The sequence below is a fragment of the Microtetraspora sp. NBRC 16547 genome (assembly GCF_030268965.1).
In the GTDB taxonomy this organism is placed as follows: domain Bacteria; phylum Actinomycetota; class Actinomycetes; order Streptosporangiales; family Streptosporangiaceae; genus Microtetraspora.
Genome location: NZ_BSSE01000042.1, coordinates 1 through 21,649 on the forward strand (window position 1 = coordinate 1; position 21,649 = coordinate 21,649).

Genomic DNA, 21,649 nt, shown 5'->3' on the forward strand with positions numbered 1-21,649 from the left:
CACCAGTCACCGCACACCAGGAGGTACCAGAGCATGAACGCGACCAACGACACCGTCACCCCGGCCGCGGCCGACTCCGGCGCGTCCGCGACCGAGCGGTTCTTCACCGACAAGTCGAGCTCGGTCGCCGACACGTCCCCCGAGCGTGTCAGTCTCCTCGCCCGCGAGGTGCTGGAGGCGGTCCACGCGACGATCCGCCGCCACAAGGTCACCTATGACGAGTACAACGCGCTCAAGGCGTGGCTGATCGGCGTCGGGCAGGACGGCGAGTGGCCGCTCTTCCTCGACGTGTGGGTCGAGCACGTCGTCGAGCAGGTCGCGACCGAGTCCCGCGAGGGCAGCAAGGGGAGCATCGAGGGGCCGTACTACGTGCCCGACTCGCCGGAGCTCCCGGCCGAGACGACCCTGCCCATGCGCGAAGGGGAGGAGGGGACGCCCCTGCTGTTCCAGGGGCAGGTCCGCGACGTGTCCGGCACGCCGCTGGCCGGAGCGCGGGTGGAGATCTGGCACGCCGACGACGACGGGTACTACTCGCAGTTCGCGCCCGGCGTCCCGGAGTGGAACCTGCGCGGCACCGTGGTCGCCGACGAGAACGGGAACTTCAAGATCCACACGATGCAGCCGGCGCCGTACCAGATCCCGACCGACGGATCGTGCGGCAAGCTCATCGCGGCCGCGGGATGGCACGCGTGGCGACCGGCCCACCTGCACCTGAAGGTGTCCGCGCCGGGCCACCAGCTGATCACCACGCAGCTCTACTTCAGGGGCGACGAGCACGTGTCCGACGACATCGCCTCGGCGGTGAAGCCGGAGCTCATCCTGGACCCCCGGCCGACCGGCGACGGGACGGGCCACGAGGTCACCTACGACTTCGTGCTGGACCCCGCCTGAGACCGACAAAGCCCGCACACGACGAGAGGAGACCGGCCCGTGCTGTTCGCCGTGACGATGGACGTCGCCATCCCGCCCGCGATGGATCCGGGCGAGAAGGCCACCTTGATCGATCGTGAGAGAAGCTACTCCCGCGAACTCCAGGCGTCCGGCGAGTGGCTGCACATCTGGCGGCGGGTGGGCCGGTACTCCAACCTGAGCATCTTCGACGTGTCCGGCAACGAGCGGTTGCATCAGATCCTATGGAACCTGCCACTCTTCCCGTACATGACCATCGAGATCACCCCGCTGGCGACTCATCCGTCGGACATCCGGGTCGCCTGAGTTCGGTCGGTACGGCTGCCGAGGAGCCCCTCCAGGGCGGCGGAGTGGGTCAGCTGGCCTGCCTGCACGTCGCCCATAGGCGGGGCTGGCTCGTTCATGCCGATTGCTTAGATCCGCGCTATCCGCTGGGGCCAGAAACTCGGCCAGTGGGGCTGACCTGTGTTTTGGCGCTCGAGCGTTCGCTGTGCGATCGTCTTTCATGGCGCTGCGGCTGCTCTATCTGATCTTTCTCCGGCTCATGGGCTGGCTGATGCTGATGGCCCGCTCGGACGCGTCGAAGGGCGTTGAGATCATGGTGCTGCGCCATCAGCTCGCGGTGCTGCGCCGCCGGGTCGCCCGACCGCGACCATCGTGGGCGGACCGAGCTGTGATCACCGCGCTGGCGCGGCTACTGCCCACAGCCGGGCGCCTGCGGTTTCGTGACGCCGGGCATTGCTGCGCTGGCATGCCAATCTGGTGCGGCAGGGAGCCTCCACAAGACGCCACCTCGCGCTCCGCGGGCCAACGCTTTCGCCGAACGCTGGATCGGTGGTCTGCGCCGAGAACTCCTCGATCGGATCCTCATCGTCAACGCTGGCCACTTACGACGTGTGCTGGCCATCTACGAGGCCCACTTCAACGAGCAATGCCCACATCGCTCCCTGGGCCAGGCCGCTCCGCTACGAGACCTTCCCGACCCGGTCGAGGACGATATCAAGGTCATCCGACGTGACCGCCTCGGCGGGCTGATCCACGAATACGCGCAGGTCGCATAAGGTGGCCGAGTTCTTGGCGCCCAAAGGCCGAGCGGTGCTCCTCGAAGGTCAGCTCGAGTTCGGGTGTTGGCGGGCCGTTAGGCGTGCGAGAGCACTGCCTGTAGCTGGTTCAGGCGGTGAGGATGACGTCGGCGAAGTCTTCGACCTGCGCAGGGCTGTTGCAACGATGCCTTGATGAGAGGTGAGGGCCGGGCTCAGTGAAAGAACCGGCCCTCCGACCAACTTCGAGGCTTCATTGCAGGAAAGCTGAGATCGGTCGCCGCGGCCTTACAGCCTGGTACTGAGCGCTGCCGGTACTGGCAGCAGGCGTATCGCGATCACCACGACAGAGTCGGGGAGATCTGGATATCGCGATTGCATTGGTTGGGGCCGCTGTAACCGGCGCATAGCTTGAAGACGGTGATGTGTCCCCAGAAGACGCTGTCCTTTGCGCAGGCGCCATCACCGCCCTTCTCGTCCCTGACGGTGTGCGTGAGCAGGTAGGACGTCTTGTATTCCGCCCATACCTCGATACCGTCGTCGAGGCGGTCGCACACCTTGATGTGCTTGCGGTCGGAGCTGACCTTCACAGAGCCGTACAGCTGTACGTCACGCCAGCCGATGCCTTTCGCCGACGCGGTCGAGGTCATGCTGAGCATGATGATCATTATGCCAAAGATGATCGTGCATGTACGCATAACAGCCCCCATTCTTGACTACACTCAGTAACTCTTTGTGGCTATCGAACACAAGGTGTGGTGGCGTGAGGGTGTAGCTGGCCAGGGCGTTGAAACCGCTTGAGGGGACCGTTACCGGAGCGGCGTGGGGCCGCACGGCCGCCGTCGCGCGCCCAGGATGAACAGCGAGTTGCGCAGGGTACCGGGGACCGCTGCGCAAGGCCTATGACCTGAGGCGGCACGTGCATGTCAAGCGGCGGCGCGCTCGAGATCGGTGCGGCCTTGCTTGAGCTGGCGCGCCAGCAGATTGGCGCTAGCTGCATACCCAGTTCACGGATCCGGGTCAGTAGTTGGGTCGCGTGTACACCAGGGGCTTCGGCCAGGCGGGGGACGCACGTGGTCAGCCGAACCCTGCGGGCTCTACCTAACAGCCGACAGCGACAGCAGGACAGCGGCGGCAGCAGCAGAGCGGGGAGAGCAAGATATTCGTAATGTCCCGTTACCTCTGAATCCGGCGGGCTTCAGAGGGGGACATTAATGATCAGAACCACCCACCCTTGCAGCTGACGCGGGGTGGGTTCTGATCAACTGGGACCGGGCGCGGTCCCTTCGGGGGTGGTCTACGGCATGGCCGACGGGGCAGAGGGCGGGGGGAACTCCGGGGCCAAGAAGGTCCGGCAGCGGCGGCGGGAGCGACAGGCGACAGCGAGGCCGCATGTGGTGAAGTTCGTGCTCACCGATGAGGAGTTCGCCGACTTTCGCAACGCGGCGCAGCGGCTCGGGCTGGCACACGGTGCGTACGCGGCCGAGGCCGCGCTGGCGGCGGCGCGGATGGCGAACCCGCCGATGCCGGACCCGCTGCGCGAAGCGCTGATCGAGTTGATGCACGCGTCCGGGCAAGCACGCCGGATCGGTGTCAACCTCAACCAGGCCGTCGCGGCGCTCAATGCCACCGGCGCCGACCCTGGACACCTTCTTCCGTACGCCGCGGCCTGCCTGAAGGCGGTGGAGCGGCTGGACGGTGTTGCGGAAGCCGTACGGAAGCAAATCCGATGATCGGAAAGGTGATCCGGGGGACGCGCGTCGACGGGCTGGTCTACTACCTGTACGGCCCGGGCAGGGCGAACGAGCACGTCAACCCCCACATCGTCGCGGGGTGGCGGCATCCGGCAGAGTTGGAGCCGCCACTCCGGCCGGATGGCGGGCGGGATTTCCGAAATCTGATCGGACTGCTGAACCAGCCGCTCGCCGCGCTCGGGGATGACGGCTACCGGGAGCCGGTCTGGCACTGCGCTGTTCGCGCCGCTCGCGAGGATCGGACCCTGGACGATGATGAATGGGCCCGGGTCGCGTACGAGATCATGAACAAGACCGGGCTCGCGCCCGACGGGGACGATGACGGGGTGCGGTGGGTCGCGGTACAGCATGCCGACGACCACATCCACATCGTGGCCACGCTCGCCCGCCAGGACGGGACCAAGCCAAAGACTTGGAACGACTTCTACCGGGTGCGGGAGGCGTGCCAGGCGGTGGAGCGACGCTTTGGGCTACGGGTGACGGCGCCCGGCGATCGTACGGCGGCTCGCCGGCCGACACGGAGCGAGACCGAGCAGGCCCGCAGGCGCCGGTGGGCGGAGACTCCTCGTGCCGCCCTGCGACGGCAGGTGGTCACGGCCGCAGCGGGGGCGGGTTCGGAAGAGGAGTTCTTCCGTAGGCTGGAAGCGGCCGGACTGCTGGTGCGCCGGCGGATCAGCCAGCGGAATCCGGGAGAGGTGACGGGTTACGCGGTCGCTCTGCCGGTCCATCTCAACCGGCAAGGGGAGCCGGTCTGGTTCGGTGGCGGCAAGCTCGCCGCCGACCTCACGCTTCCGAAGCTCCGCGCGCGGTGGGGGAGCGGAGTCGAGAGCGGCGAACAGAGGCGTCGTGCGGACGGCATCAGCGCGGAAGAGCGCCGTGAGATCTGGGACGAGGCCGCTACGGCGGCCGGTCGGGCGGCCGACCGCATCAAGGGATCCGATGATCCGGGTGCGGCGGCCGACCTGGCCGGGGCCACCTCTGATCTGCTGCATGTCGCGGCGGATCTGCTCAAGGATCGTCGTCTCAGGGACGCCGCTGAAGCGTTCGATCGGGCGGCCCGCGAGCCGTACGCCCGGATTCCGCGCGCTACGCCGACGGGACTTGAGCTTCGAGGAACCGTTCGGAGACTGGCCAGGTCGGGGGTGACGCCGCGCGGAGGCGTGCTCATCGCGAATGTCGTCTCTCTGGTGAGCGCGGTGGCCGAGCTGCGCTTGCTGCAGGGGCGGACGGTGCAGGCGGCGGCAGCACGAGCGGCGGCGCAGTGCCTGAGCGGGACATCGGTTGCGGTAGACCCCACGGTGGGGTTGGTCGCCGTCGATTTCCCTGGGCGTTTCACGCCGCCTTCCGGGCCGGTTCTGCGGAATTCCGGCCGTTCCGCCGGGTCGCCGGCACCTTCCACGTCTCGGCGTTCCAACCGGTGAGCCGGGAGATCATTCTTTGCCCGCCCGACTCGCAATCGATCTTACAGAGATCGGCTGCGACGGTTGCGTAATGTGGTTGATCACTTTCTCTTGGTGATCGACCTGGGGGTGACCTGTCGTGCTGGCCACGGACCTTCCCATCCGTCCGCGCTGTTCAGTTAGGTCGGCAGGCCGCTGGGCGGCCCTCGGCATGCTCGCGGTCGCGGCCCTGGCCGGTTCGGGGGCGCCGCCGGTACGCGCCGACGCCGGATGTGGGCACGTGAAAGGGAACGCGGCCCAGTACATCGATGCCGAGAAGCTGTGCGCGAGCATGCAACAGGAGCTGCAGAAATGGCTGCAGACGGGCAAGCAGCTTGATCTCGGCCAGGCGCTGCGGAATTCCGTCAAGGGAAGCGCTCCGCTTGTGATCACGCCGCAACAGCAGGCGGTGCCCGTCCTGCCCACTGCGGCCCCGCCACAGGTGCCGGTGGCCGTCACACCTCAGCCCGTTGCGCCGCAGCCCGTCCCAGGCGAGACCAGCACGCCGCAGCCGGTCCAGCCCACGGAGGCGAGCAAGCCGTCGAAGCAGGGACAGAACGGACCTGCGCGGGGCCGCAAGCCGGTTCCTCGCGATCGCGAAGCGAACCCCCAAGATCTCACCGTGATCCCGGTGGCGAACGAGCCCAAAAGAGTACGACGTGTCGCGACCTCTGTGCGGAAGGCCGTTTCTGGAAGGGCTCGTGACGTCGGACACCCGCCGGCTGTCGTCGCGCGAACGCGGCCCTCTCGTGATGCCTCGTCGAAGACTCACCCTGAGACCGCTGCTGAGGCACTGCCCGAGCGAGTTCAGTCTGCGGCGCGCGAGCAGGAGACCTCGTCGATGCTGCCCCTGACGATCTCCACGGGCGTGGTCGCCATGTTTCTTATCGTCATGGCCTATCGCAGGCGACGGCAGCTCGCGGGGAACGCGACAACGTGGTGGCGCCGGACCCGACTGACACGCGACGCTGACCGGCTGATCCGTCTCAGCGCTGCCACGTGCGAGCCGTCGGTGGCCGTACGGGAACGAGGGCAGGTCAAGGGACAAAGGAAGCTTGGCTCCCAGCGGCGACCTGCACCATTCGGGGAGGTGGCCATGCGAGATGAGGAAGCCGAGAGCGAGGCCATTATCACGGTGCATGTCCGCTCCGAGGAGCACGGCCTCGTCCCGTGGGCGGAGACCGAGACAGAGCCGACTGCCGGGCAGGGCGAGGGTCTCCTGAAGCAGTCGGCCACGGAGGTCACGCGTAGCCAGGATCGGGTCTCGTCGCAGGAGTGGGACACCATCCAGGTTCGAGAGGCCGTGCGGGAGCACGTCGTTCCACAGGAGCGGATCGAAGCGCCGAAGACTGACATCCCGCTGGCGCAGGTCCTGGCTGTGGAAGAGGAAGCGGCGGGCGACCAGGCCCCTCACCACGAGGAAGCGCCGCAGGTGTACACCGTTTCTGAGGAAGGAACCGTCGCCGAGGATCTCGCCCATGAACACGCCGCCGAGCGAGGTCAGGAGCCCTCGAACCTCAGCTACGCGATCGCCCTGTCCGCCCTGTACGGCATGGGCCTGACCGGCCCCGGGACCGATGACGTCGCTCGCGCGATGGTCCTGGAGCTGCTGGCCGTACGGGATCTCACGACCCGCGTGCTCATGCCGCGTGACGACGCGATCCGCCTGTTCGGCTCGTACGCGGCGGAGGTCGAGATCCCCGGCCTGGTGGTGCTCGACTCACTCGAAGACGTGATGACCGAGCTGGAAGTGGAGATCGTCCGGCGGTCGGGGCAGCGGACCGACTCCGGAGTTTCCGAGGGCTTGTCATGGCTGTTCGTCGTGGCCTCGGTCGGAGCGGCGCGGGAGCGGCTGCATCGGATCATCGAGGGCGGCATGGAGGACCTCATCCTCGGTATGTTCCTCGACCCATGGCCGTCGGGAGTCACCTGCACGATCGACCAGAACGGCCGGCTCACCCAAGTGGAAGGACGATCGGCACCGCCGTGGGTAGGACGCCGACTCGCGCTCTGCGACAAGGACGAAGCCCTCAGAAGACTGGTGGGATTCACCGCAACGACTTGATCAGGGCGTCGTACACCGGCGCGTCCGCCATGCCGGGCTGAAGCTGGGCTGCCTTGTGCCACCCCCACCGTCGGTACGCGGTATAGGCGGCGACGTTGTCCGGCCTGACCAGGAGCGTCGCCCGCTCCTCGGGGCGTCCTTTCAGCAGTTCGTCGTGCAGCGCATGCGCGATGCCCTGGCCTTGGTACGGCTCAGCCACCATGATCTCAGACAGCGCGAAGGTGCGGTGGCCGTCCTCATCCGTGAAGCCGGGGGCGACCTCGGTGCGCAGCCCGTTCCACCAGGCGGTGGCTGCCGGAAGCGGCCAGCCGAAGGTCTGACCGACAGGAGCCGCGTCGACTTCAGCGATGACCAGCTCGAAGCTGTCTCTCATCGTGTAGAGGTCGAAGCGTCCCAGGAAGCGTTCGACCGTGTAGAACGGATCGCCCGCGGTGATCCGCTCGACATAGGACCGCTGATAGATGTCGGCGACGGTCTCGACGGCATCGCGCGCGGCTTCTCGGTCGAGATGGGTGAAGGTGAGCGGCATGAGACGAAGCTACGCCGCGCCCACCGTGTCGTACGAGGCTCGGAACTGCTCGGCGTGCTGATCGCGCGACTGCTCCGCCAGCCCGCGTAGTGGCGTCAGCTCACGAAGGATACGGCGCGACCGGATGCCTGTGGATAGCGCGTCCGTCCCCTGCGCGAACGCTTCGGCCTCGTCGCCGCCGGACAAGTGCGCCATGGCGAGCCGGGCCCGATAGTAGGTGCGGTTGCGCTCGCCGAGTCGAGGTTCGGCGACCACCTCGGCGAAGCGCTGCACGGCCCGTCCGGTCTGGCCGAGATGGACGGCGGCCATCCCCTCGTTGCCGGTGAGCTCGGCGGCGTCCACGAACCGCACCCACGGAGGGTCGTCCTCGTGCGGGCCGCGCTCCAGCTCACGCCACGCCCTCGTGATGGCTGAGCGGTAGGCGAGCTCGTCCTTGAGCATGGAGTGCGCGTACGCCTCCCGGAGTGCGAGCAGGGCGTGCACACGTGGGGTCGCCCACCGCCGGGAGGCCGCTTCGGCCGCTGCGACGAATCGCAGGGCCTCCCGCGCCCGGCCAGGTTCCTCGCGTGCCAGCCGTACGGCTTGTAGCGCCGAGTTCGACGCCACGTGAACCTGGAGGACAGGGTCATCGGCGTGGGTGGCGTAGAGGTGGGCCTCGCCATACAGCTGGCGGGCGAGCTGCTGATCGTCGGAGTCGTAGGCCAGCCACCCGGCGCACACGCACAGCTCTCCCGCCACGGACAGCAATTGGCGGCCGATCGACTCGGAGAATTCGGCGTTGTCGAGCAACGCGCGGACGCGCGAAAGCTGGAGGAGAGCCGTCCTGATCAGGACCGAGCCGCCGACCCGCTGGTCCTGACGATAAAGCCGGTCGATGGACTCGCGCAGCAGGCCGATCTGCTCCGCGTCGACGCGGGCCGAAAGGTTCCAGGCCAGGCCGGCTATCACTCCACTGGCGACGAGCCCGGCGAGCTCGCGCCTGGTCAAATCCATGTCGTCTGTCTCCTCAGTGAACAGGGGCAGCAGCGCCGTCCTCGGCAGGCCGACGGTGTCCGCGAAGCGCACCAGCTCCCGCACGTCGTAGAGCGTGTCGCGCTCGCCCCGCTCGACGCGCGCCACGGTGCTTTGAGCCCAGCCGACCAGGTTGGCGAACTCCAGCTGGCTCAGCTTCGTCGACTTGCGGACCATGGTCGCGAAGGCCGCGAGGTCGTGAGCGGCCAGTGCCTGAGTGAGGGCGTCGAAGTCCCAGGCCAGAGTCGCGGAGCCGCGCAGGCAGGCGCTGCACACCGCCTCCTGGCTGTACTGGCTGAGCAACGTCTTCCGGCAGACCGGGCACAACCGGTTCTGGCTCATTCGCCTCGCATTCCTTCCCGCAGGTCGGTTACTCACCGTAAGTGCGGCGGCATCGGTGTGCTATGCCGATCTGGCATCGGCCGTCGATGACATTTCGGCGTTTCGGCGGCCCAGCGGCCTCCTTGACGCTGGCCGCGTGATCCCGGAAACGATGGCGCTCTTGCGCGATGCCCTGACAGAGGCTGGCGTCGTCACTTACGACGCCGATGTGACGATCAGCGGTTCGGGTGTGGCCGTCCTCAGTATCGCCCAGGGTGTGGTCGTCCGAATTGACGATCGATGGATCGGGTGGCCCACTACGGCACGTCGGTGGCAGGTCCACCCGGCACGGCAGCCTCGCCGGGCGGCCCGGCTGCTTGCCGTGCAGCTTGGTGGTGATCCGTTTCTGCGGCTGCGCATGGAGTTCCCCGGCTGGTCGATCCTCCGGATCGCCGAAGGCCAGATTTGCGCGGTGCCCATGGCCCCCGCCCTCCCGGCCGTAGAGACGTACTCGGTCGATGACCTGGCCGTACGGCTCCGCGCGATCGAGGAGGGACAGCGGTGCTGAGCGAGTATCACGGCATCCATGTGGCTCCGCTTCAGGCCAAGCATGAGAAGCTCGCCTGGCGTGTGCCCGCCGCCCGAGCTGCCCGGGTTCGGGTACGGCTCCACACCTGCGAGTGCAAGGCGACGCTGTACGAGCTCTGCCAGGGCGGCGGCCTGCTGTTCGTGCGGCGGACGGTGCGTCGTACCGACGGCCCCGTCGTCCACGAGACCGAGTGGCTGCGGACCGCCCTGATGGAACGGCTCTGGCAACGGATCCTGCTGGGTGAGGCACGCTGATCACCACCGCCGCACCCGCTTGGGCAGCATGCATGCCGCGATGAGAGCGGCGGGCCAGCCGATGCAGGTCAGCCCGCCGAGGAGGTTGAGCGCGATCAGCAGTCCGAGGGACTCGACCCCGCGAAGAACACCGATCAGGGTCGGCAGGAGATACACCGCCACTAGGACGAGGATCAACAGGCTCCAGAAGGCGTAGCTCTCCACCACGACGAACATGTTTCCGTAGTCGGCCGATTACGGCTTGAGGTTCTGCGTAGGTCGCGGAGTCGGCTTGGCGGCCTGCGCGGCTTGCGCGGCATCGGTCGTGCGGACCACGTCCTTGATCGGAACCGGGAAGTCCTGCGTGCCGAGCGTGACTGCGGTGGACAGCTCCTTGCGTACTGGTGCGGCGTAGCCAGTTCTGGGATTCGGCACGCGGGCGAAGAAAGGAGCGGCCTTCCGCATCGCCTCCACTGGCCCTAGGCCTTCGGTGCGTAGCCGGTCATATCGGCTCATCCCGTACGGATGGAGTTCGCGCAGTCGTTGCTCACACCTCAGCCGTGCCCGCTCTGCGGCGGAGTCGCTCGGTGCGTACGGCACAGCCGCTCCCCAGGCCCGGGCCGTACCCAGGAAGTCAGCCGTTCGCAGCCATCGGGGATCGCTGGCGGGCGCCCATTGAAGGCGGGCCGCTTGATACGCGACCTGCTGGCGGGCGCGGAGCGCGGCCGTGGCCTGGCGGTCATGCTCTGCCTGCTCGCGTAGACGCTGGGCCTTGATCTGCGTGAGCACCTGGCCGGCGGCCGCGGCCACCGAGGTCATCTGGACCGTACGCTCGACTCCTTGAGCGGCGGCTTCACGGAGTGGGTCCGCGTAGTGATCGTTCATTGGGATTCCTTCCTTTGGGACGTGTGGTGGTGGCACCGAAGGCGATCGATGCGGGGAAGTCGCCGCTGGCCAGGCGCGAGGTGACGCAGTCCGTGACGGCTTCGGTGACGGTCGCGTGGTCGAATCCGAGGTGCGCGGCCACCCGAGCGATCTGCCGGGCGACGTCATGGGGTGCCATCGCGGCGATCGCCGTACCGGCTGAGTGGAGGGCGCCGACGCGGCCTTCGGCGTACTCAAGGGAGCGTTGCCATGGGTCGATCGCGGCATCGACGACGAGGTCGGCGAGGGGGTGCGTCTGCTCGGTGAGGATTGTCGCCAGGGCGGTCGGGCCGTCTTCAGTGAAGATGCCTGCGGGATCGCGACCGACAGGGAGCGTGACGGCCTCAGCCGCACAGACGCCTTTGAACAGGGGATATGAGCGCGCGGCGGCTGCTCGGCCCGCCTGGTCACCGTCGAAGGCGAGCACGACACGGCTGAGATCAAGCGATCGGGTGAGCACGCGGACTTGGTCGGCGGTCAGCGCCGTGCCGCAGAGGGCGAGACCGGTCAGGCCTTCCCCGCCGGCCAAGGTGACCGCGATCGAGTCGAGCGGCCCCTCGGTGATGACCGGGACCGTGTCAGGAGTGAGCGCGTGCAGGCCGAAGAGGGTCTGGCGCTTGCGGTAGATCGGGGTCTTCGGGCTGTTGAGGTAGCGCGGTTCGCCGTCGAGAGCGCGTCCGATGAAGGCGATCGTGGTGCCGTTGTGGTCCTTGATCGGGAACATGGCCCGGTCACGGAAGAAGTCGATGAGCATTCCGCGACTGGTCCTGCGGGCCAGGCCAGAGCTCTCGATCACGCTGTCGCCGAAGCCGAGGCTGCGAAGGTGATTGGTCAGAGCTCGCCAATCGCCGGGCGCGTAGCCGATACGCCATCTGTTCTGAGCGGACCTGTCGAAGCCGCGTTCTGCCAGGTAGCCGGGGACCCAGCTGGAGCCGTAGCGCAAGAGGAAGAAGCGTTCGGCCTGCTGGTGGATCGGGATGAGCACGCTCGGCTCCCTTCTCTGCGTGTGCTGCCGGCGGTTTACGCGGGGTCGCGGCGGAGGCCGATCGTGGTGGTGAGCCAGCGGAGCCGTTCGTTGGCGATCCGGTGGCCCTGGGCGCGGAGCTGGGCGGCCAGGTCCATCTGGCTGAGCCGTACACCGCGCTGCTCGGCCTCACCGACGATGGCCTGCGCCGCCTGGATGAGCTGGTCATCGGCATCCTGCTGAGGGAGCGGCGCGGCTCCTGGCATCGCCGCGCCCGCAAGCTGGAGACGGATGGCGATGCGCTCGGAGAGCGGGGCTTTCCAGCGCCACAGCCATCGGCCGTACGTGTTCTGGAGCGTGGAGACTGCTTGGAGGTGGGCGTATTCGAGCTGGAGACCGCGCGGGTAGCTGGCGATGTCCCACAAAACCATGCGCCGCCACATCGCGCAGCTCGAAGCCGGGGCCAGGATCCACCGGGAGAGAGGGACACGTTCGCGGCGGGTGTCCGACGTGAGGCCGATCCAGCGGCGGATGAGGTGGCGGACGCCTTCGACGACGGTGACGAAGAGGATGGGCATCGCTGCATGCATCACGCTGGCTGTGAGGTCGCCGCTGGCGGCGGCGATGTTGAGGACGACCGTTGCGGAGATGAAGCCCCAGGCCACCCAGCGGAGCACCGGCCAAGAGAGGTCGGCGAACTCCATGAGCAGGTCCCAGGCCAGGAGCGCCAGGATGCCGACGTCGATGCCGATAGGGATGATCCACGCATGGCCGCCGAACCAGGGCTCCGCGAGGTTACGGAGAGTGGTGAAGGAGCCGATCCCACCGAGTACGGCCAGCGCCAGTACGAGCGGGGCGACGGCACAGCTCGCCACGGTGGTGGCGAAGGTGAGATTGCGCGTTGTCATCGCGCTTGGCCGCTGAGCTGGGCCGCCGCCGTCGTGATGCCGGTGTCGTCGGCGGAGGAGAGGATGATGCCCTGGCGCGTGACGTAGGCGTAGATGCCTTCGGCGCCTGCGCAGAAGACCGTCTCGTGGCCGACCTTGAGCGCCCAACGGTGGTCGCGGTAGCGGACGAGTCGGGTGGTGCAGTGCCTGCGGTCGAGCTCGTCGCCGAGGCGCTGGAGAAGGCTGTGGCGTGCCCTGATCTCGTCAGGTGCTCGCGTCTGCATGGCTGGCATCGGTACCCTTCGAGCAAGGAAGTGTGACAGCCATCAACTGAAGTTGATGGGATGCGAGCAGGATAGACACAGAGCGTCACCGTCTGTCAACAATGATGGATGCAGGTCGAGCTGTATTGCTTAAAGTTGATGAGGCAAGCCATGGCTGACGAGCAGGTGGGCGCGACCAGGTCTCTCGCCAGCAAGATTGAGTGGCTGATCCAGAACCGCTGGCCTGCGGGGAGCCGGCCGCCGAGGAATAACGTGGACGTGGCGGCGGCTATCTCCGAGGCGACGGGGGAGGAACTCTCGTCGACCACGATCTGGAAGCTGCGCACCGGACGGTCCGACAACCCGCAGCTCAAGACCCTCAAGGCCTTGTCGACGTTCTTCGGCGTCCCGATCGGTTACTTCGGTGACGACGAGGAGGGCGACGAGACTGCCGACCAGATCGCGGCGTCATCGCTGGTCGGCAAGTCAGGGCTGAATCGGGAAGCGTTGCGTGCCCTGGTTGAGATGTCCGACGGAGGCCGGCAGCTCGTCGCCGACTTCATCATCAGCGCCGCCCGCCTTGAACGCGGCCGAAGCAAGCCGGGAGGTTAACATCCCCGAGCAGAGCGGCCTGGTGAACCTCGCCGGGTTTCGCCTGATGTGCCCCACCTTCCGTGGAGTCGCTTTGCTTGACTTGTGCACCATCGACCCCACGAGAAGAGGGTTGGCATGCCCAAGTCCTACCCCCCCGGAATTCCGCTCGGGCAAGATCGTCAAGCATGAGCTGCGGTCGTGGGTCGAGGGCGGGGCCCGGTCACCGGAACGTCCCTGACTGCCGCCGCGGTGTCGAAGAGGAGCGGAGAGGGCGGTGTGGCCCTCTCCGCTCCTCTGGTCCTCGCTTCTCCGTCGTGCATGCGGGCGCCCGGCTCAGGCGCTCGCCGACGCCACCATGGGTGCACGCTCTTAGCCGAAGACGATGGCGGTGGCGTCGTCGATGTGCTCCAGGACCCGCCGCAGGGAAAGGCTTCCCGCGGACCACTTGCGCAGCAGGCCACCGAGCAGTGACGTGGACAAGATCATGATCACTTCCCGGTCGCGCTCGGCGGTGTCCACCAGCAGTTCGCCGAGCATGCGCTCGAAACGAGCCGTATATCCCTGGAAGACCTCACGTGCGGCCGCGTCCGTGGTGACCTCGAGCAGCATCGTCAGCTTGTAGAAGTGCGGGTAACGTCCATAGGCGCGTACGGTGCGGCGGAGCAGCGCGCGCATGCGGGCGGCGTCGCTGTTGAGGTTCCGGTTCTGACCGCGGACCTTGCTCTCGAACGTCTCGCCCCACGTGCATAGGGCGTGGACGTACAGCAGCTCCTTCGAAGGGAAGTAGCGGTACACGGTCGCCAAGGCGACGTCCGCGCTCTCAGCCACCTCACGGATCTGAATCTTTTCGTACTCGCGTTCTTCGAGGAAGCTGATCGCGGCCTTGATGATGTTCTCCCGGCGGGCGCGCTGGGATGAGGTGCGCGCCTCGGCCGGTGCGGCCGTCTGTCCATCGAGCGTCGCCGCGCGATTTTTGCCGCTGGACAGATTGTCCTCCCCACTTGCGGGAACGAGGCGGCAAGATCTGCTGCTGTGAGCGGGCAGACGCTATGCACACCGTTAATTTCCAGAATTGTAGTCTAGCATCAGAATTGCCTGATGGGCCGTGAGCGCGCGGGGCGTGCCGGACGGTCCGCCCCCGCACGGGCTGTCTCGTGACGTGCGTCAGGCAAGCTGCCAGACGTCGATACCGGTCGTTTCGTGGTCGGGCAGTTTCCTGAGGCTCTGGGTGTGCTCGCGCAGCGAGCCGACGGACAGATCCGGCGGACCGAAGAGGACGAAGGAGACCCCGGGTACGCGAGGTCCGGTCCACAGCGCCGGGAACCCCGGGGCCGCCGAGGGGTCCCGGACGATGATCGACCGTCCCCGCCCCCAGGTGACGAAGAACCACCCGCCCCCTTCCTCCAGGACGTCGCCCAAAAGGGCTCTCCCGAGGAGGTCCTGGGCGCGGGCGAGATCCATGCTGGTGACGCCGATCATTGCGATCTCGGCCGCTTCCCGCGTGGTCGTCGGAAAACCGGCGGGGGGCTCGTGCCGTGGTGCCTCACGGTTGATGAGCTCGACGTCCGCCTCGACCACCTGGACGAGGGTGCCCAACGCGCTGTTCCTGGGATGGATGAAGGACTCCCGCCACGCGTCGTAGTCGGGCCGTCCGCCGAAGGTCTCGAAGCCCAGGCGTACGAGGTCTCTCAACGTCTCCTCAAGCGAGGGGACCTTGAAGGTGATGTGGTGCGGAGCTGGGCCGTGCCTCTCGATGAAGCGCTGCATGAATCCATCGGGCGCTTGTGGAGAGATGAACTCCAGGCGCAGGCCCGCGCCGAAGCCGAGTTGGAAGGGAGCGAAGTCGCCGGCCGGATTCGCTATTCCCCAGCGACCGCCGAGCTCACCCCCGAAACGCTGATAAACGTCTTCCCAGCGCCGTACCGCGATGGCCAGGTGGTCGAACGTCGGCCATTTGAGTGTCGGCGTGGCCGTGCCTTCGGTGGCGACCGTGTATCCGGGATTTGCCGACTGGCCGTTGACGGTCATTAATGCTCCTCAGCATAGATAATGAACGATGTCCACTCAGGCCAGGCCGTCGATCGCGTAACGCTGAACGAACAGGCTGACGGATCGGGGAGTATCGGTTCTATCTGAGACGGATGCTTGGAAAACGGTGAAGGAAAGGAGGATGCGGGCCAGCCATTCACTTGCGTCGACGACGTCGATGTCCTCGCGGACCTCACCTCGGTCGCGGGCCGCCTCCAGGTACGGCCGCAGGAACTTTGCGGTGCGGAGCAGGGCATGATCGCTCTGCGTCTCCAGCATGTGCAGCATGGCGATGTGGTTGTTCGACGACGGGACGTCGGAACTCGGCTGGATCGACAGCATGATTCTCTCGGAGAATTCGCCCAGCTGGCCCGAGAGGAGGTCATGCGCTTTGAAAGCGCGTGAGAGGTCTTCGAAGAAATGGTCTGCGTTTCTTTTTGACAGGGCTTCGAGGAGAACTTCGCGCGACTCGAAGTACCGGTACAGGGTGCCGCGTGCGACGCTGGCGGTGCGTGCGACGTCGGACATGCTCACCTTGTCCCTGCCGAGCCTCTTGAGTAGTTCTCCGGCGGTTTCGAGGATGCGTTCCTCGGTGGCCTTGTCGAAGTTGCTGTTTCCCGTGGCATGGGCCGCGGGTCGCAGCGGATCGGCTGCTCTTCGCAGGCCGTTGAATTGATTGGACATATTCCTGGCCCTTCTTTCTATGAACCGCTTTCGGTTGGCCAGGTAAATCGGCCGGATCCGTGCCATTCTATCGCGATCAATTCATGAAGAACTTGTCGTCGGCCCGGCCGGTGGGCTTCGGGTCCGGGAGAAGTCCGGTAGTGGCTCCGGGGCGCGCGTCGCCGGTGCCGGCCTTGCGGAGCCCCTCTTGGATGATTGGACAATTGAACAGATTGTGCCTTACTGTCCCATCGGGGCGCAACCGCCGCCGGTGGATGACATGCCGGTGGCCCCACCCCTGGGACCCCCTCTCCAGATCCGCGCCAGCCGACGATCGGCGGGGCGGGCCGAGACCAGAGGAGAACGCATATGACGGTGGTGAACAGGGCGATCGACTGCCTGGTCAACGTGAGCATGGTGACCGGCGACGACCCGCCCGATTGGCTCGTGCGGGTGAAGGAGGACTACTTCAAGGGCGGACAGTCGTTCCTCGCGGACGCCGACTACGACCAGATCGTCGATGAGATGGACCGGCTCGGCGTCCGGCGGGCGATCCTCATGACCGATCTGCGGACCGACGCCCCCGAAGCCCGCGAGTTCGTGGACAAGGCGCCGGAGCGCTTCTCGCTCGGCGTCGGCGGACTCGACCTGCTGCGTCCCATGCGCAGCCTGAAGATCCTCACCGAGACTGTGGCCAACGCTCCCGTCTCCTACGTGTCGGTCGGCCCGAGCTTCTGGGGAGACGGCAACTACCCACCGAGCGACGCCGTCTACTACCCGCTCTACACCAAGGCGTGTGAGCTGGAGCTGCCTGTCACCCTGAACACCGGTCTGCCGGGTCCGCCCCTGCCGGGCGAGCCACAGAACCCGATCCACCTCGACCGGGTGTGCCAGCGCTTCCCGGAGCTGAAGCTCGTCATGATGCACGGGGCCGATCCCTGGTGGGAGCTGGCGATCCGACTGATGATCAAGTACAGGAACCTGCACTTGATGACCTCGGCGTGGTCGCCGAAGTACCTGCCCGAGTCACTTCTGCACTACATGCGGACACGCGGCAAGAAAAAGATCATTTTCGCTTCGGACTCCCCGGTGCTGTCCATGACTCGCACCATCACTGAAGCTGCTCAGCTCGATCTCGACCCCGAGGTGCTCGACAACTACCTGTACGGCAACGCCGAGCGCTTCTTCTTCAACGGAGGTGAAGACCGATGACCATCACCGCTTCGGAACAGCAGGTCGCCAAGGGCAAGTACGCGCTGCCCTTCGACTGCGACAACCACTACTACGAGAAGATCGACGCCTTCATCCGACACCTCGACCCGGCCTTCAAGCACCGCGGCATCCAGGTCGTCAAGCAGGGCACGCACACCCAGTTGCTCGCCGGTGGCCGGCTCTTCGAGTTCGTGCCGAACCCGACGTTCGACCCCGTCATCGTCCCGGGCTGCCAGGACCTGCTGTTCCGGGGCCAGATCCCCGAAGGCGTCGACCCGCGCAGCCTCATGAAGGTCGAGCCGCTCAACCCCGCCTACCAGAACCGCGACCTGCGGCTGGAGATGATCGACCAGCAGGGGTTGTCGGGCGTGCTGCTGTTCCCGACCCTCGCCTGCGGCGTGGAGGAAGCCCTCCACGACGACGTCGGCGCGACGATGGCGAGCATCACCGCGTTCAACACGTGGCTCGACGAGGACTGGGGCTACTCCTACAAGGACCGCATCATGGCCGCCCCGATGCTCTCCTTCGCCGACCCCGACGAGGCCGTCAAGGAGATCGACCGGCTGGTCACACGGAACGTGCGGATCGTTTCGGTGCGTCCGGCGCCCGTGCCGATGGGGCGTGGTCAGTCCCGCTCATTCGGGCACCCGGACTACGACAAGGTGTGGGCCAAGCTGGAAGAGCACGACATCCCGGTCGGCTTCCACCTCAGCGACAGCGGCTACAACAGGTTCACCGCGTTCTGGGGCGGACCTGAGCGGTTCGTCCCGTTCCGCAACCCGAGCCCGCTCGGCCAGGTCATCGTCGCCGACCGCGCCATCCACGACACGCTGGCCAGCCTGATCATCGAGGGCGTCTTCACCCGCCACCCGAAGCTGCGCGTCGCCAGCATCGAGAACGGCTCGGACTGGGTGTACCTGCTGATCAAGCGGCTGCGCAAGCAGGCCAACCAGACCCCGCGGGTGTTCGCCGAGGACCCGGCGGACACGATCCGCAAGCACCTGTGGGTCGCCCCCTACTATGAGGAGGACATCCGCAAGCTCGCCGACACGGTCGGCGCCGATCGCGTCCTATTCGGCTCGGACTGGCCGCACGGCGAAGGCCTGGCCAACCCGACGGACTTCGTGCACGAGCTCAAGGGCTTCACCGAGTCCGAGATCGACCAGGTCATGCGCACGAACGTCGTGAATCTGCTCGGCATCGACCACTGACCAAGGCACCTGAGTGCCGTCGTCGTCCGGCTCCCGTGCATGGCCCGCGCGCTGGCCAAGACCGTCGGTCTTGGCCAGCGCCCGCGCTTCATGGAGCGGCTTCTCCGGCTGCGGCCGGCTCCGAAGCAACTGTGCGCGGTTCGCGAGGACGCCACCCGGGATCCGAGCGGACCCTGCTCAGATCAGTCGGCGCTTGTGTCGGCGGAGCGTGCCGCGATCCGCTGCTTGGCCGGCGTGAAGGGTGGCTGCGCGAAGCCCAGCGTGTCCAGCGCATGGGGTCGTCGCACCACCGGCTTCAGGTGGCTGAAGGTCTCGAAGGAATAGCGGCTGTGGTAACGCCCTATTCCGCTCGCCCCGACGCCGCCGAAGGGGAGGACTTCGCTGCCAGCCTGCAGCATCGGTACGTCGATGCCCACACCTCCGGAGGAGGTGCGCTCGATGAATGCCTCTCGGGTGGTTCACGAGGCCGAGAAGACGTACAGGGCCAACGGCTTCTCGTGCGCGTTGACGTGGTCGATCGCTGCTTCGTGCGCCGCCGTCGGCACTGCAGCATCGGCTCGAAGATCTCCTCCGTCATCAAGAGAGACTCGGGCGTACAGTCCGAGGATGGGTAGGCATGTGCACGACGGCGGGCGCCAGGTACCGCGTCGCAGCGTCGGTCTCGCCGCCGAACGCGGCATCCGCCCCTTCCAGATACGAGGTCAGCCGGGCGTGATGGTGCACGTTGACGATCCGCCCGTAGTCGGGACTCTGTGCGGGATCCGGTCCAAGCATGTCGGTCACGGCTCGCTTGAGCGCCGAAGTGAGCGGTTAGACCCGCTCGGGGGTGGTCATGACGTAGTCGGGGGCGACACAAGTCTGGCCGGCGTTCATGAACTTGCCCCACGCGATGCGCCGGGCCACCTTGTCCGGATGCGCGTCGTCGTCGAACCAGACGGGCGACTTGCCGCGGGGGTTCGCGGCCCGAGCATGATGAGGTCTCGGGCATCCTACTGACGGTGTTGTGGTCCTCCCTCTACTTCATCCTCGGCGTGTCTTTCAGGTCCTGGTCCTGCTGGGCCGCGGCGATCGGGCCAAGGCGATCGAGATCGTGGTGCTTCGCCAAAGGTCGCCGTACTGTGCCGCCAGGTGAACCGCCCCGATCTCCAGCTGGGGGATCGGGGCGTGCTCGCGGCCCTGTCACGGCTGCTCCCTCGCTCGTCGTGGAATGTCTTCTTCTCACCCCCAGCGACGTTGCTGCGCTGGGCACTGTGCCCTGGTGACGCGCCGGTGGACCTACTCGTCCAAGCGCCCGGGGCGTCCCTCTACTCGCGCGGACGTCCGGGAGGCGGTGGTGCGCCTGGCACGGGAAAATCCCACATGGGGCTATCCGTGCATCGGCGGCGAACTGGCCGGTGCCGGTATCACGGTGCCGCCCAGTACCGTACGTGCCACCTCACACGAGCAGGACTGGATCCGGAGCTTCGGCGGGACGGCCCGAGTTGGGGCCAGTTCCCAAAGCTCAGGCCGAGGGCATCTGGGCGTGCGATCTGCTTCACGTGGATACGGTCTTCCTCAAGTGGCTGTACGTTCTGTTCTTCATCAAGTACGTCACCCGCGCCGTCCACGTTGTGGGCGTCACGGCGCATCCGACCCGGAACCTGGATCGCTCGACAGGCGCACAACCTTCTCACGGACCGGGGAGAGCAGGCCGAGCGCATCAGATTCCGCATTCGCGACCGCGACGCCAAATTCTCCACGTCTTGACGCGGGCGCCGAGTGAGGTGAACACCTCGGCCGAGCCTTGGGTCGGCACCGTTCGAAGGGAATGTACCAACCGCCTCTTGGTCTACAACGACCGCCATCTCCACCGGGTCCTGCAGGTATACGAACGGCATTACAACCGGCACCGTCCCCATCGCTCACCAGACCGTCAACCACCTCAACCACCACATGCCCCGGCTAATCTCGATCAGATCCGCCTGCAGCGCCGACAGATACTCGACGGCGTGATCAACCAGTACCGGCGGGCCGCATAGACGGAGCGGATAACCGCAGACCAGAGCCCGCATCCGGGCTTTCGCACTCCACAGGTAGCGGGACATGTCCATTCGATCTCGAGGATCTCCGTCGAGTGCTCCCAGACCGTGGCGACATCCCCGGCGGCAAGACCGCGGCCGCGAGATAGCCCGGCAACGCGCCGGGCCCGGCCGGCGAGCGAACTCACCGTAGGCGACCGAGCCGCCGTCGGTGGCGACGTCCGGCTTCTCAAGGTCGATGTACGGCTGATCGAAGGCGTCCGGGGACGCGGGTGGTGATCACGCGTCGACTCCAGAGCGGAACGGATGGATATGGGGTGTGGCGTCACGACTCTGGATGGCGATCACCGTGGGCGGGCTGTGCGGCCGGCGGCTTGCGCGGACGCCAGAACGCGGCCAGCAGGCCGAGCGACCCGATGCCTCCGAAGACGACTGCGATGGCCAGACCCCACCAACCACCGGGCTGGAACCATTCGACCTGATGGTCGATCGACCACCTGCCGGCGCCGGTGCCGGCCAGCCCGACCGCCATGACGGTCAGGGTCATGACGTATTCGTAGCCCTCACCGGGCCGGAAGATGAAGAACCCGTTCTTGAGATGGTTGGTGATCCAGGCGACCACCATGGTTCCGACCACGCCGGCGCAGGCCAGGGGAGTGGCCAGCCCCAAGATGAGCAGCGCACCGGCGCCCAACTCGGTAAGGCTGGCGAACCAGGCATGCAGGATTCCGGGCCTCATCCCCAGGCTCTCGAACCAGCGCCCGGTACCAGCGATCTTGCCGCCACCGAAGACGTGGTTGTAGCCGTGGGCGATGAAGACCACCCCCAGCCCCATGCGAAGCACCAGCAGCGAAAGGTCGATCGAATGCTCCACGCCCACTTTGCTCCTTTGTCGGTGGATCGGCCGGCATCGGTCAACTGAAGGCGAGTCCGCCGTTCACCCCGTCGAGGTTGATGTCGCCGATGATCACCCGGACACCCTCTCCGGGCGAGCT

25 protein-coding genes and 1 pseudogene are annotated in these 21,649 nt (G+C 66.8%); 12 read left to right on the top strand and 14 right to left on the bottom strand.

The annotated features are described in order from the left end of the window. The 3 genes from catA to QSK17_RS33485 form a co-directional block, all read left to right on the top strand. The coding region (gene catA, locus QSK17_RS33475) for a catechol 1,2-dioxygenase (protein WP_285710174.1) at window positions 1–891 on the top strand (891 nt) is incomplete at its 5' end. Window positions 892–930: 39 nt separating this feature from the next. Then, window positions 931–1,215, top strand: a complete 285-nt coding sequence (locus QSK17_RS33480; RefSeq protein ID WP_061254242.1) for a muconolactone Delta-isomerase — start codon at window positions 931–933, stop codon at window positions 1,213–1,215. Window positions 1,216–1,634: 419 nt separating this feature from the next. Continuing rightward, window positions 1,635–1,970, top strand: a complete 336-nt coding sequence (locus QSK17_RS33485) for an integrase core domain-containing protein (RefSeq protein ID WP_285710180.1) — start codon at window positions 1,635–1,637, stop codon at window positions 1,968–1,970. Between the two features lie 317 nt (window positions 1,971–2,287). On the opposite strand, the gene QSK17_RS33490 is transcribed toward QSK17_RS33485, so the two are convergent. Further along, entirely contained in the window at window positions 2,288–2,617 is a 330-nt protein-coding gene (locus QSK17_RS33490; protein WP_285710182.1) for a hypothetical protein, read from the bottom strand. A 636-nt stretch (window positions 2,618–3,253) separates the two neighbouring features. Between QSK17_RS33490 and QSK17_RS33495 the strand changes: the two genes are divergently transcribed. The 3 genes from QSK17_RS33495 (at window position 3,254) to QSK17_RS33505 (ending at window position 7,207) form a co-directional block, all read left to right on the top strand. Continuing rightward, complete coding sequence (locus tag QSK17_RS33495; RefSeq protein ID WP_285710184.1) at window positions 3,254–3,682, top strand: hypothetical protein; 429 nt, start codon at window positions 3,254–3,256, stop codon at window positions 3,680–3,682. Beyond that, the gene (locus QSK17_RS33500; RefSeq protein ID WP_285710187.1) at window positions 3,679–5,124 is read left to right on the top strand and encodes a relaxase/mobilization nuclease domain-containing protein; all 1,446 of its coding nucleotides are present in this window, start codon (window positions 3,679–3,681) and stop codon (window positions 5,122–5,124) included. Before QSK17_RS33495 ends, QSK17_RS33500 begins: the two co-directional genes overlap by 4 nt. Before the next feature lie 1,114 nt (window positions 5,125–6,238). Beyond that, complete coding sequence (locus QSK17_RS33505) at window positions 6,239–7,207, top strand: hypothetical protein (RefSeq protein ID WP_285710190.1); 969 nt, start codon at window positions 6,239–6,241, stop codon at window positions 7,205–7,207. Here QSK17_RS33505 and QSK17_RS33510 read toward each other — a convergent pair. Then, window positions 7,191–7,736, bottom strand: a complete 546-nt coding sequence (locus QSK17_RS33510) for a GNAT family N-acetyltransferase (protein WP_285710191.1) — start codon at window positions 7,734–7,736, stop codon at window positions 7,191–7,193. The genes QSK17_RS33505 and QSK17_RS33510 overlap by 17 nt on opposite strands. A gap of 9 nt (window positions 7,737–7,745) precedes the next feature. Further along, complete coding sequence (locus QSK17_RS33515) at window positions 7,746–9,089, bottom strand: NsdA family TPR-like regulatory protein (RefSeq protein WP_285710193.1); 1,344 nt, start codon at window positions 9,087–9,089, stop codon at window positions 7,746–7,748. Between the two features lie 55 nt (window positions 9,090–9,144). Here QSK17_RS33515 and QSK17_RS33520 point away from each other — a divergent pair, with 55 nt between their 5' ends. Further along, on the top strand, window positions 9,145–9,636 hold the full coding sequence (locus QSK17_RS33520) for a hypothetical protein (RefSeq protein WP_285710195.1): 492 nt from the start codon (window positions 9,145–9,147) through the stop codon (window positions 9,634–9,636). Further along, window positions 9,630–9,911: a hypothetical protein gene (locus tag QSK17_RS33525; protein ID WP_285710197.1), complete on the top strand. Its 282-nt coding sequence runs from the start codon at window positions 9,630–9,632 to the stop codon at window positions 9,909–9,911. The genes QSK17_RS33520 and QSK17_RS33525 overlap by 7 nt, the downstream gene beginning before the upstream one ends. Here QSK17_RS33525 and QSK17_RS33530 read toward each other — a convergent pair whose 3' ends face one another. From QSK17_RS33530 to QSK17_RS33550, 5 genes are read right to left on the bottom strand one after another with little or no spacing between them, the layout of a single operon-like run. Beyond that, on the bottom strand, window positions 9,912–10,127 hold the full coding sequence (locus QSK17_RS33530) for a superinfection immunity protein (RefSeq protein WP_285710201.1): 216 nt from the start codon (window positions 10,125–10,127) through the stop codon (window positions 9,912–9,914). 18 nt (window positions 10,128–10,145) lie between these two features. Continuing rightward, on the bottom strand, window positions 10,146–10,775 hold the full coding sequence (locus QSK17_RS33535) for a hypothetical protein (RefSeq protein WP_285710203.1): 630 nt from the start codon (window positions 10,773–10,775) through the stop codon (window positions 10,146–10,148). After that, window positions 10,744–11,799 carry a DNA primase gene (locus tag QSK17_RS33540; protein WP_285710204.1) on the bottom strand — a complete coding sequence of 352 codons (1,056 nt, stop codon included), beginning with the start codon at window positions 11,797–11,799 and terminating at the stop codon, window positions 10,744–10,746. Before QSK17_RS33540 ends, QSK17_RS33535 begins: the two co-directional genes overlap by 32 nt. 35 nt (window positions 11,800–11,834) lie before the next feature. Then, window positions 11,835–12,686: a DUF2637 domain-containing protein gene (locus QSK17_RS33545; RefSeq protein WP_285710206.1), complete on the bottom strand. Its 852-nt coding sequence runs from the start codon at window positions 12,684–12,686 to the stop codon at window positions 11,835–11,837. Continuing rightward, window positions 12,683–12,949, bottom strand: coding sequence for a hypothetical protein (locus tag QSK17_RS33550; RefSeq protein ID WP_285710208.1), 267 nt, complete (start codon window positions 12,947–12,949; stop codon window positions 12,683–12,685). Before QSK17_RS33550 ends, QSK17_RS33545 begins: the two co-directional genes overlap by 4 nt. A 150-nt stretch (window positions 12,950–13,099) precedes the next feature. Between QSK17_RS33550 and QSK17_RS33555 the strand changes: the two genes are divergently transcribed. Continuing rightward, window positions 13,100–13,540: an XRE family transcriptional regulator gene (locus tag QSK17_RS33555; protein ID WP_285710209.1), complete on the top strand. Its 441-nt coding sequence runs from the start codon at window positions 13,100–13,102 to the stop codon at window positions 13,538–13,540. Window positions 13,541–13,891: 351 nt separating this feature from the next. Here QSK17_RS33555 and QSK17_RS33560 read toward each other — a convergent pair whose 3' ends face one another. From QSK17_RS33560 to QSK17_RS33570, 3 genes are all read right to left on the bottom strand, one after another. Next, window positions 13,892–14,566, bottom strand: a complete 675-nt coding sequence (locus QSK17_RS33560) for a TetR/AcrR family transcriptional regulator (protein WP_352231888.1) — start codon at window positions 14,564–14,566, stop codon at window positions 13,892–13,894. A 120-nt stretch (window positions 14,567–14,686) separates the two neighbouring features. Then, entirely contained in the window at window positions 14,687–15,550 is an 864-nt protein-coding gene (locus QSK17_RS33565; RefSeq protein ID WP_285710211.1) for a VOC family protein, read from the bottom strand. A gap of 36 nt (window positions 15,551–15,586) precedes the next feature. Further along, the gene (locus QSK17_RS33570) at window positions 15,587–16,234 is read right to left on the bottom strand and encodes a TetR/AcrR family transcriptional regulator (RefSeq protein ID WP_285710212.1); all 648 of its coding nucleotides are present in this window, start codon (window positions 16,232–16,234) and stop codon (window positions 15,587–15,589) included. A gap of 348 nt (window positions 16,235–16,582) precedes the next feature. On the opposite strand from QSK17_RS33570, the gene QSK17_RS33575 reads away from it, so the two are divergent. Next, complete coding sequence (locus QSK17_RS33575) at window positions 16,583–17,425, top strand: amidohydrolase family protein (protein WP_285710214.1); 843 nt, start codon at window positions 16,583–16,585, stop codon at window positions 17,423–17,425. Next, window positions 17,422–18,636, top strand: coding sequence for an amidohydrolase family protein (locus QSK17_RS33580; RefSeq protein ID WP_285710217.1), 1,215 nt, complete (start codon window positions 17,422–17,424; stop codon window positions 18,634–18,636). The genes QSK17_RS33575 and QSK17_RS33580 overlap by 4 nt, the downstream gene beginning before the upstream one ends. Before the next feature lie 182 nt (window positions 18,637–18,818). On the opposite strand, the gene QSK17_RS33585 is transcribed toward QSK17_RS33580, so the two are convergent. Together QSK17_RS33585 and QSK17_RS33590 are read right to left on the bottom strand one after the other, a co-directional pair. Further along, window positions 18,819–19,076, bottom strand: a complete 258-nt coding sequence (locus QSK17_RS33585; protein ID WP_285710265.1) for a hypothetical protein — start codon at window positions 19,074–19,076, stop codon at window positions 18,819–18,821. A gap of 370 nt (window positions 19,077–19,446) precedes the next feature. After that, window positions 19,447–19,572, bottom strand: a pseudogene (locus tag QSK17_RS33590) (hypothetical protein); the annotation flags it as partial. An 827-nt stretch (window positions 19,573–20,399) separates the two neighbouring features. On the opposite strand from QSK17_RS33590, the gene QSK17_RS36350 reads away from it, so the two are divergent. Next, complete coding sequence (locus QSK17_RS36350; protein WP_352231889.1) at window positions 20,400–20,654, top strand: integrase core domain-containing protein; 255 nt, start codon at window positions 20,400–20,402, stop codon at window positions 20,652–20,654. Between the two features lie 325 nt (window positions 20,655–20,979). Here the strand turns inward: QSK17_RS36350 and QSK17_RS33595 are convergent, their stop codons facing one another. Continuing rightward, window positions 20,980–21,528: a DoxX family protein gene (locus QSK17_RS33595; RefSeq protein ID WP_285710219.1), complete on the bottom strand. Its 549-nt coding sequence runs from the start codon at window positions 21,526–21,528 to the stop codon at window positions 20,980–20,982. Window positions 21,529–21,649 lie beyond the last annotated feature (121 nt).

Excerpts from the sequence above, each read along its gene's own strand:
- QSK17_RS33490 (WP_285710182.1), bottom strand. The coding sequence starts at position 2,617 with ATGATCATCATGCTCAGCATGACCTCGACCGCGTCGGCGAAAGGCATC.
- QSK17_RS33495 (WP_285710184.1), top strand. The coding sequence starts at position 3,254 with ATGGCCGACGGGGCAGAGGGCGGGGGGAACTCCGGGGCCAAGAAGGTC.
- QSK17_RS33500 (WP_285710187.1), top strand. The coding sequence starts at position 3,679 with ATGATCGGAAAGGTGATCCGGGGGACGCGCGTCGACGGGCTGGTCTAC.
- QSK17_RS33505 (WP_285710190.1), top strand. The coding sequence starts at position 6,239 with ATGCGAGATGAGGAAGCCGAGAGCGAGGCCATTATCACGGTGCATGTC.
- QSK17_RS33510 (WP_285710191.1), bottom strand. The coding sequence starts at position 7,736 with ATGCCGCTCACCTTCACCCATCTCGACCGAGAAGCCGCGCGCGATGCC.
- QSK17_RS33515 (WP_285710193.1), bottom strand. The coding sequence starts at position 9,089 with ATGAGCCAGAACCGGTTGTGCCCGGTCTGCCGGAAGACGTTGCTCAGC.
- QSK17_RS33530 (WP_285710201.1), bottom strand. The coding sequence starts at position 10,127 with ATGTTCGTCGTGGTGGAGAGCTACGCCTTCTGGAGCCTGTTGATCCTC.
- QSK17_RS33535 (WP_285710203.1), bottom strand. The coding sequence starts at position 10,775 with ATGAACGATCACTACGCGGACCCACTCCGTGAAGCCGCCGCTCAAGGA.
- QSK17_RS33545 (WP_285710206.1), bottom strand. The coding sequence starts at position 12,686 with ATGACAACGCGCAATCTCACCTTCGCCACCACCGTGGCGAGCTGTGCC.
- QSK17_RS33550 (WP_285710208.1), bottom strand. The coding sequence starts at position 12,949 with ATGCAGACGCGAGCACCTGACGAGATCAGGGCACGCCACAGCCTTCTC.
- QSK17_RS33555 (WP_285710209.1), top strand. The coding sequence starts at position 13,100 with ATGGCTGACGAGCAGGTGGGCGCGACCAGGTCTCTCGCCAGCAAGATT.
- QSK17_RS33565 (WP_285710211.1), bottom strand. The coding sequence starts at position 15,550 with ATGACCGTCAACGGCCAGTCGGCAAATCCCGGATACACGGTCGCCACC.
- QSK17_RS33570 (WP_285710212.1), bottom strand. The coding sequence starts at position 16,234 with ATGTCCAATCAATTCAACGGCCTGCGAAGAGCAGCCGATCCGCTGCGA.
- QSK17_RS33575 (WP_285710214.1), top strand. The coding sequence starts at position 16,583 with ATGACGGTGGTGAACAGGGCGATCGACTGCCTGGTCAACGTGAGCATG.
- QSK17_RS33580 (WP_285710217.1), top strand. The coding sequence starts at position 17,422 with ATGACCATCACCGCTTCGGAACAGCAGGTCGCCAAGGGCAAGTACGCG.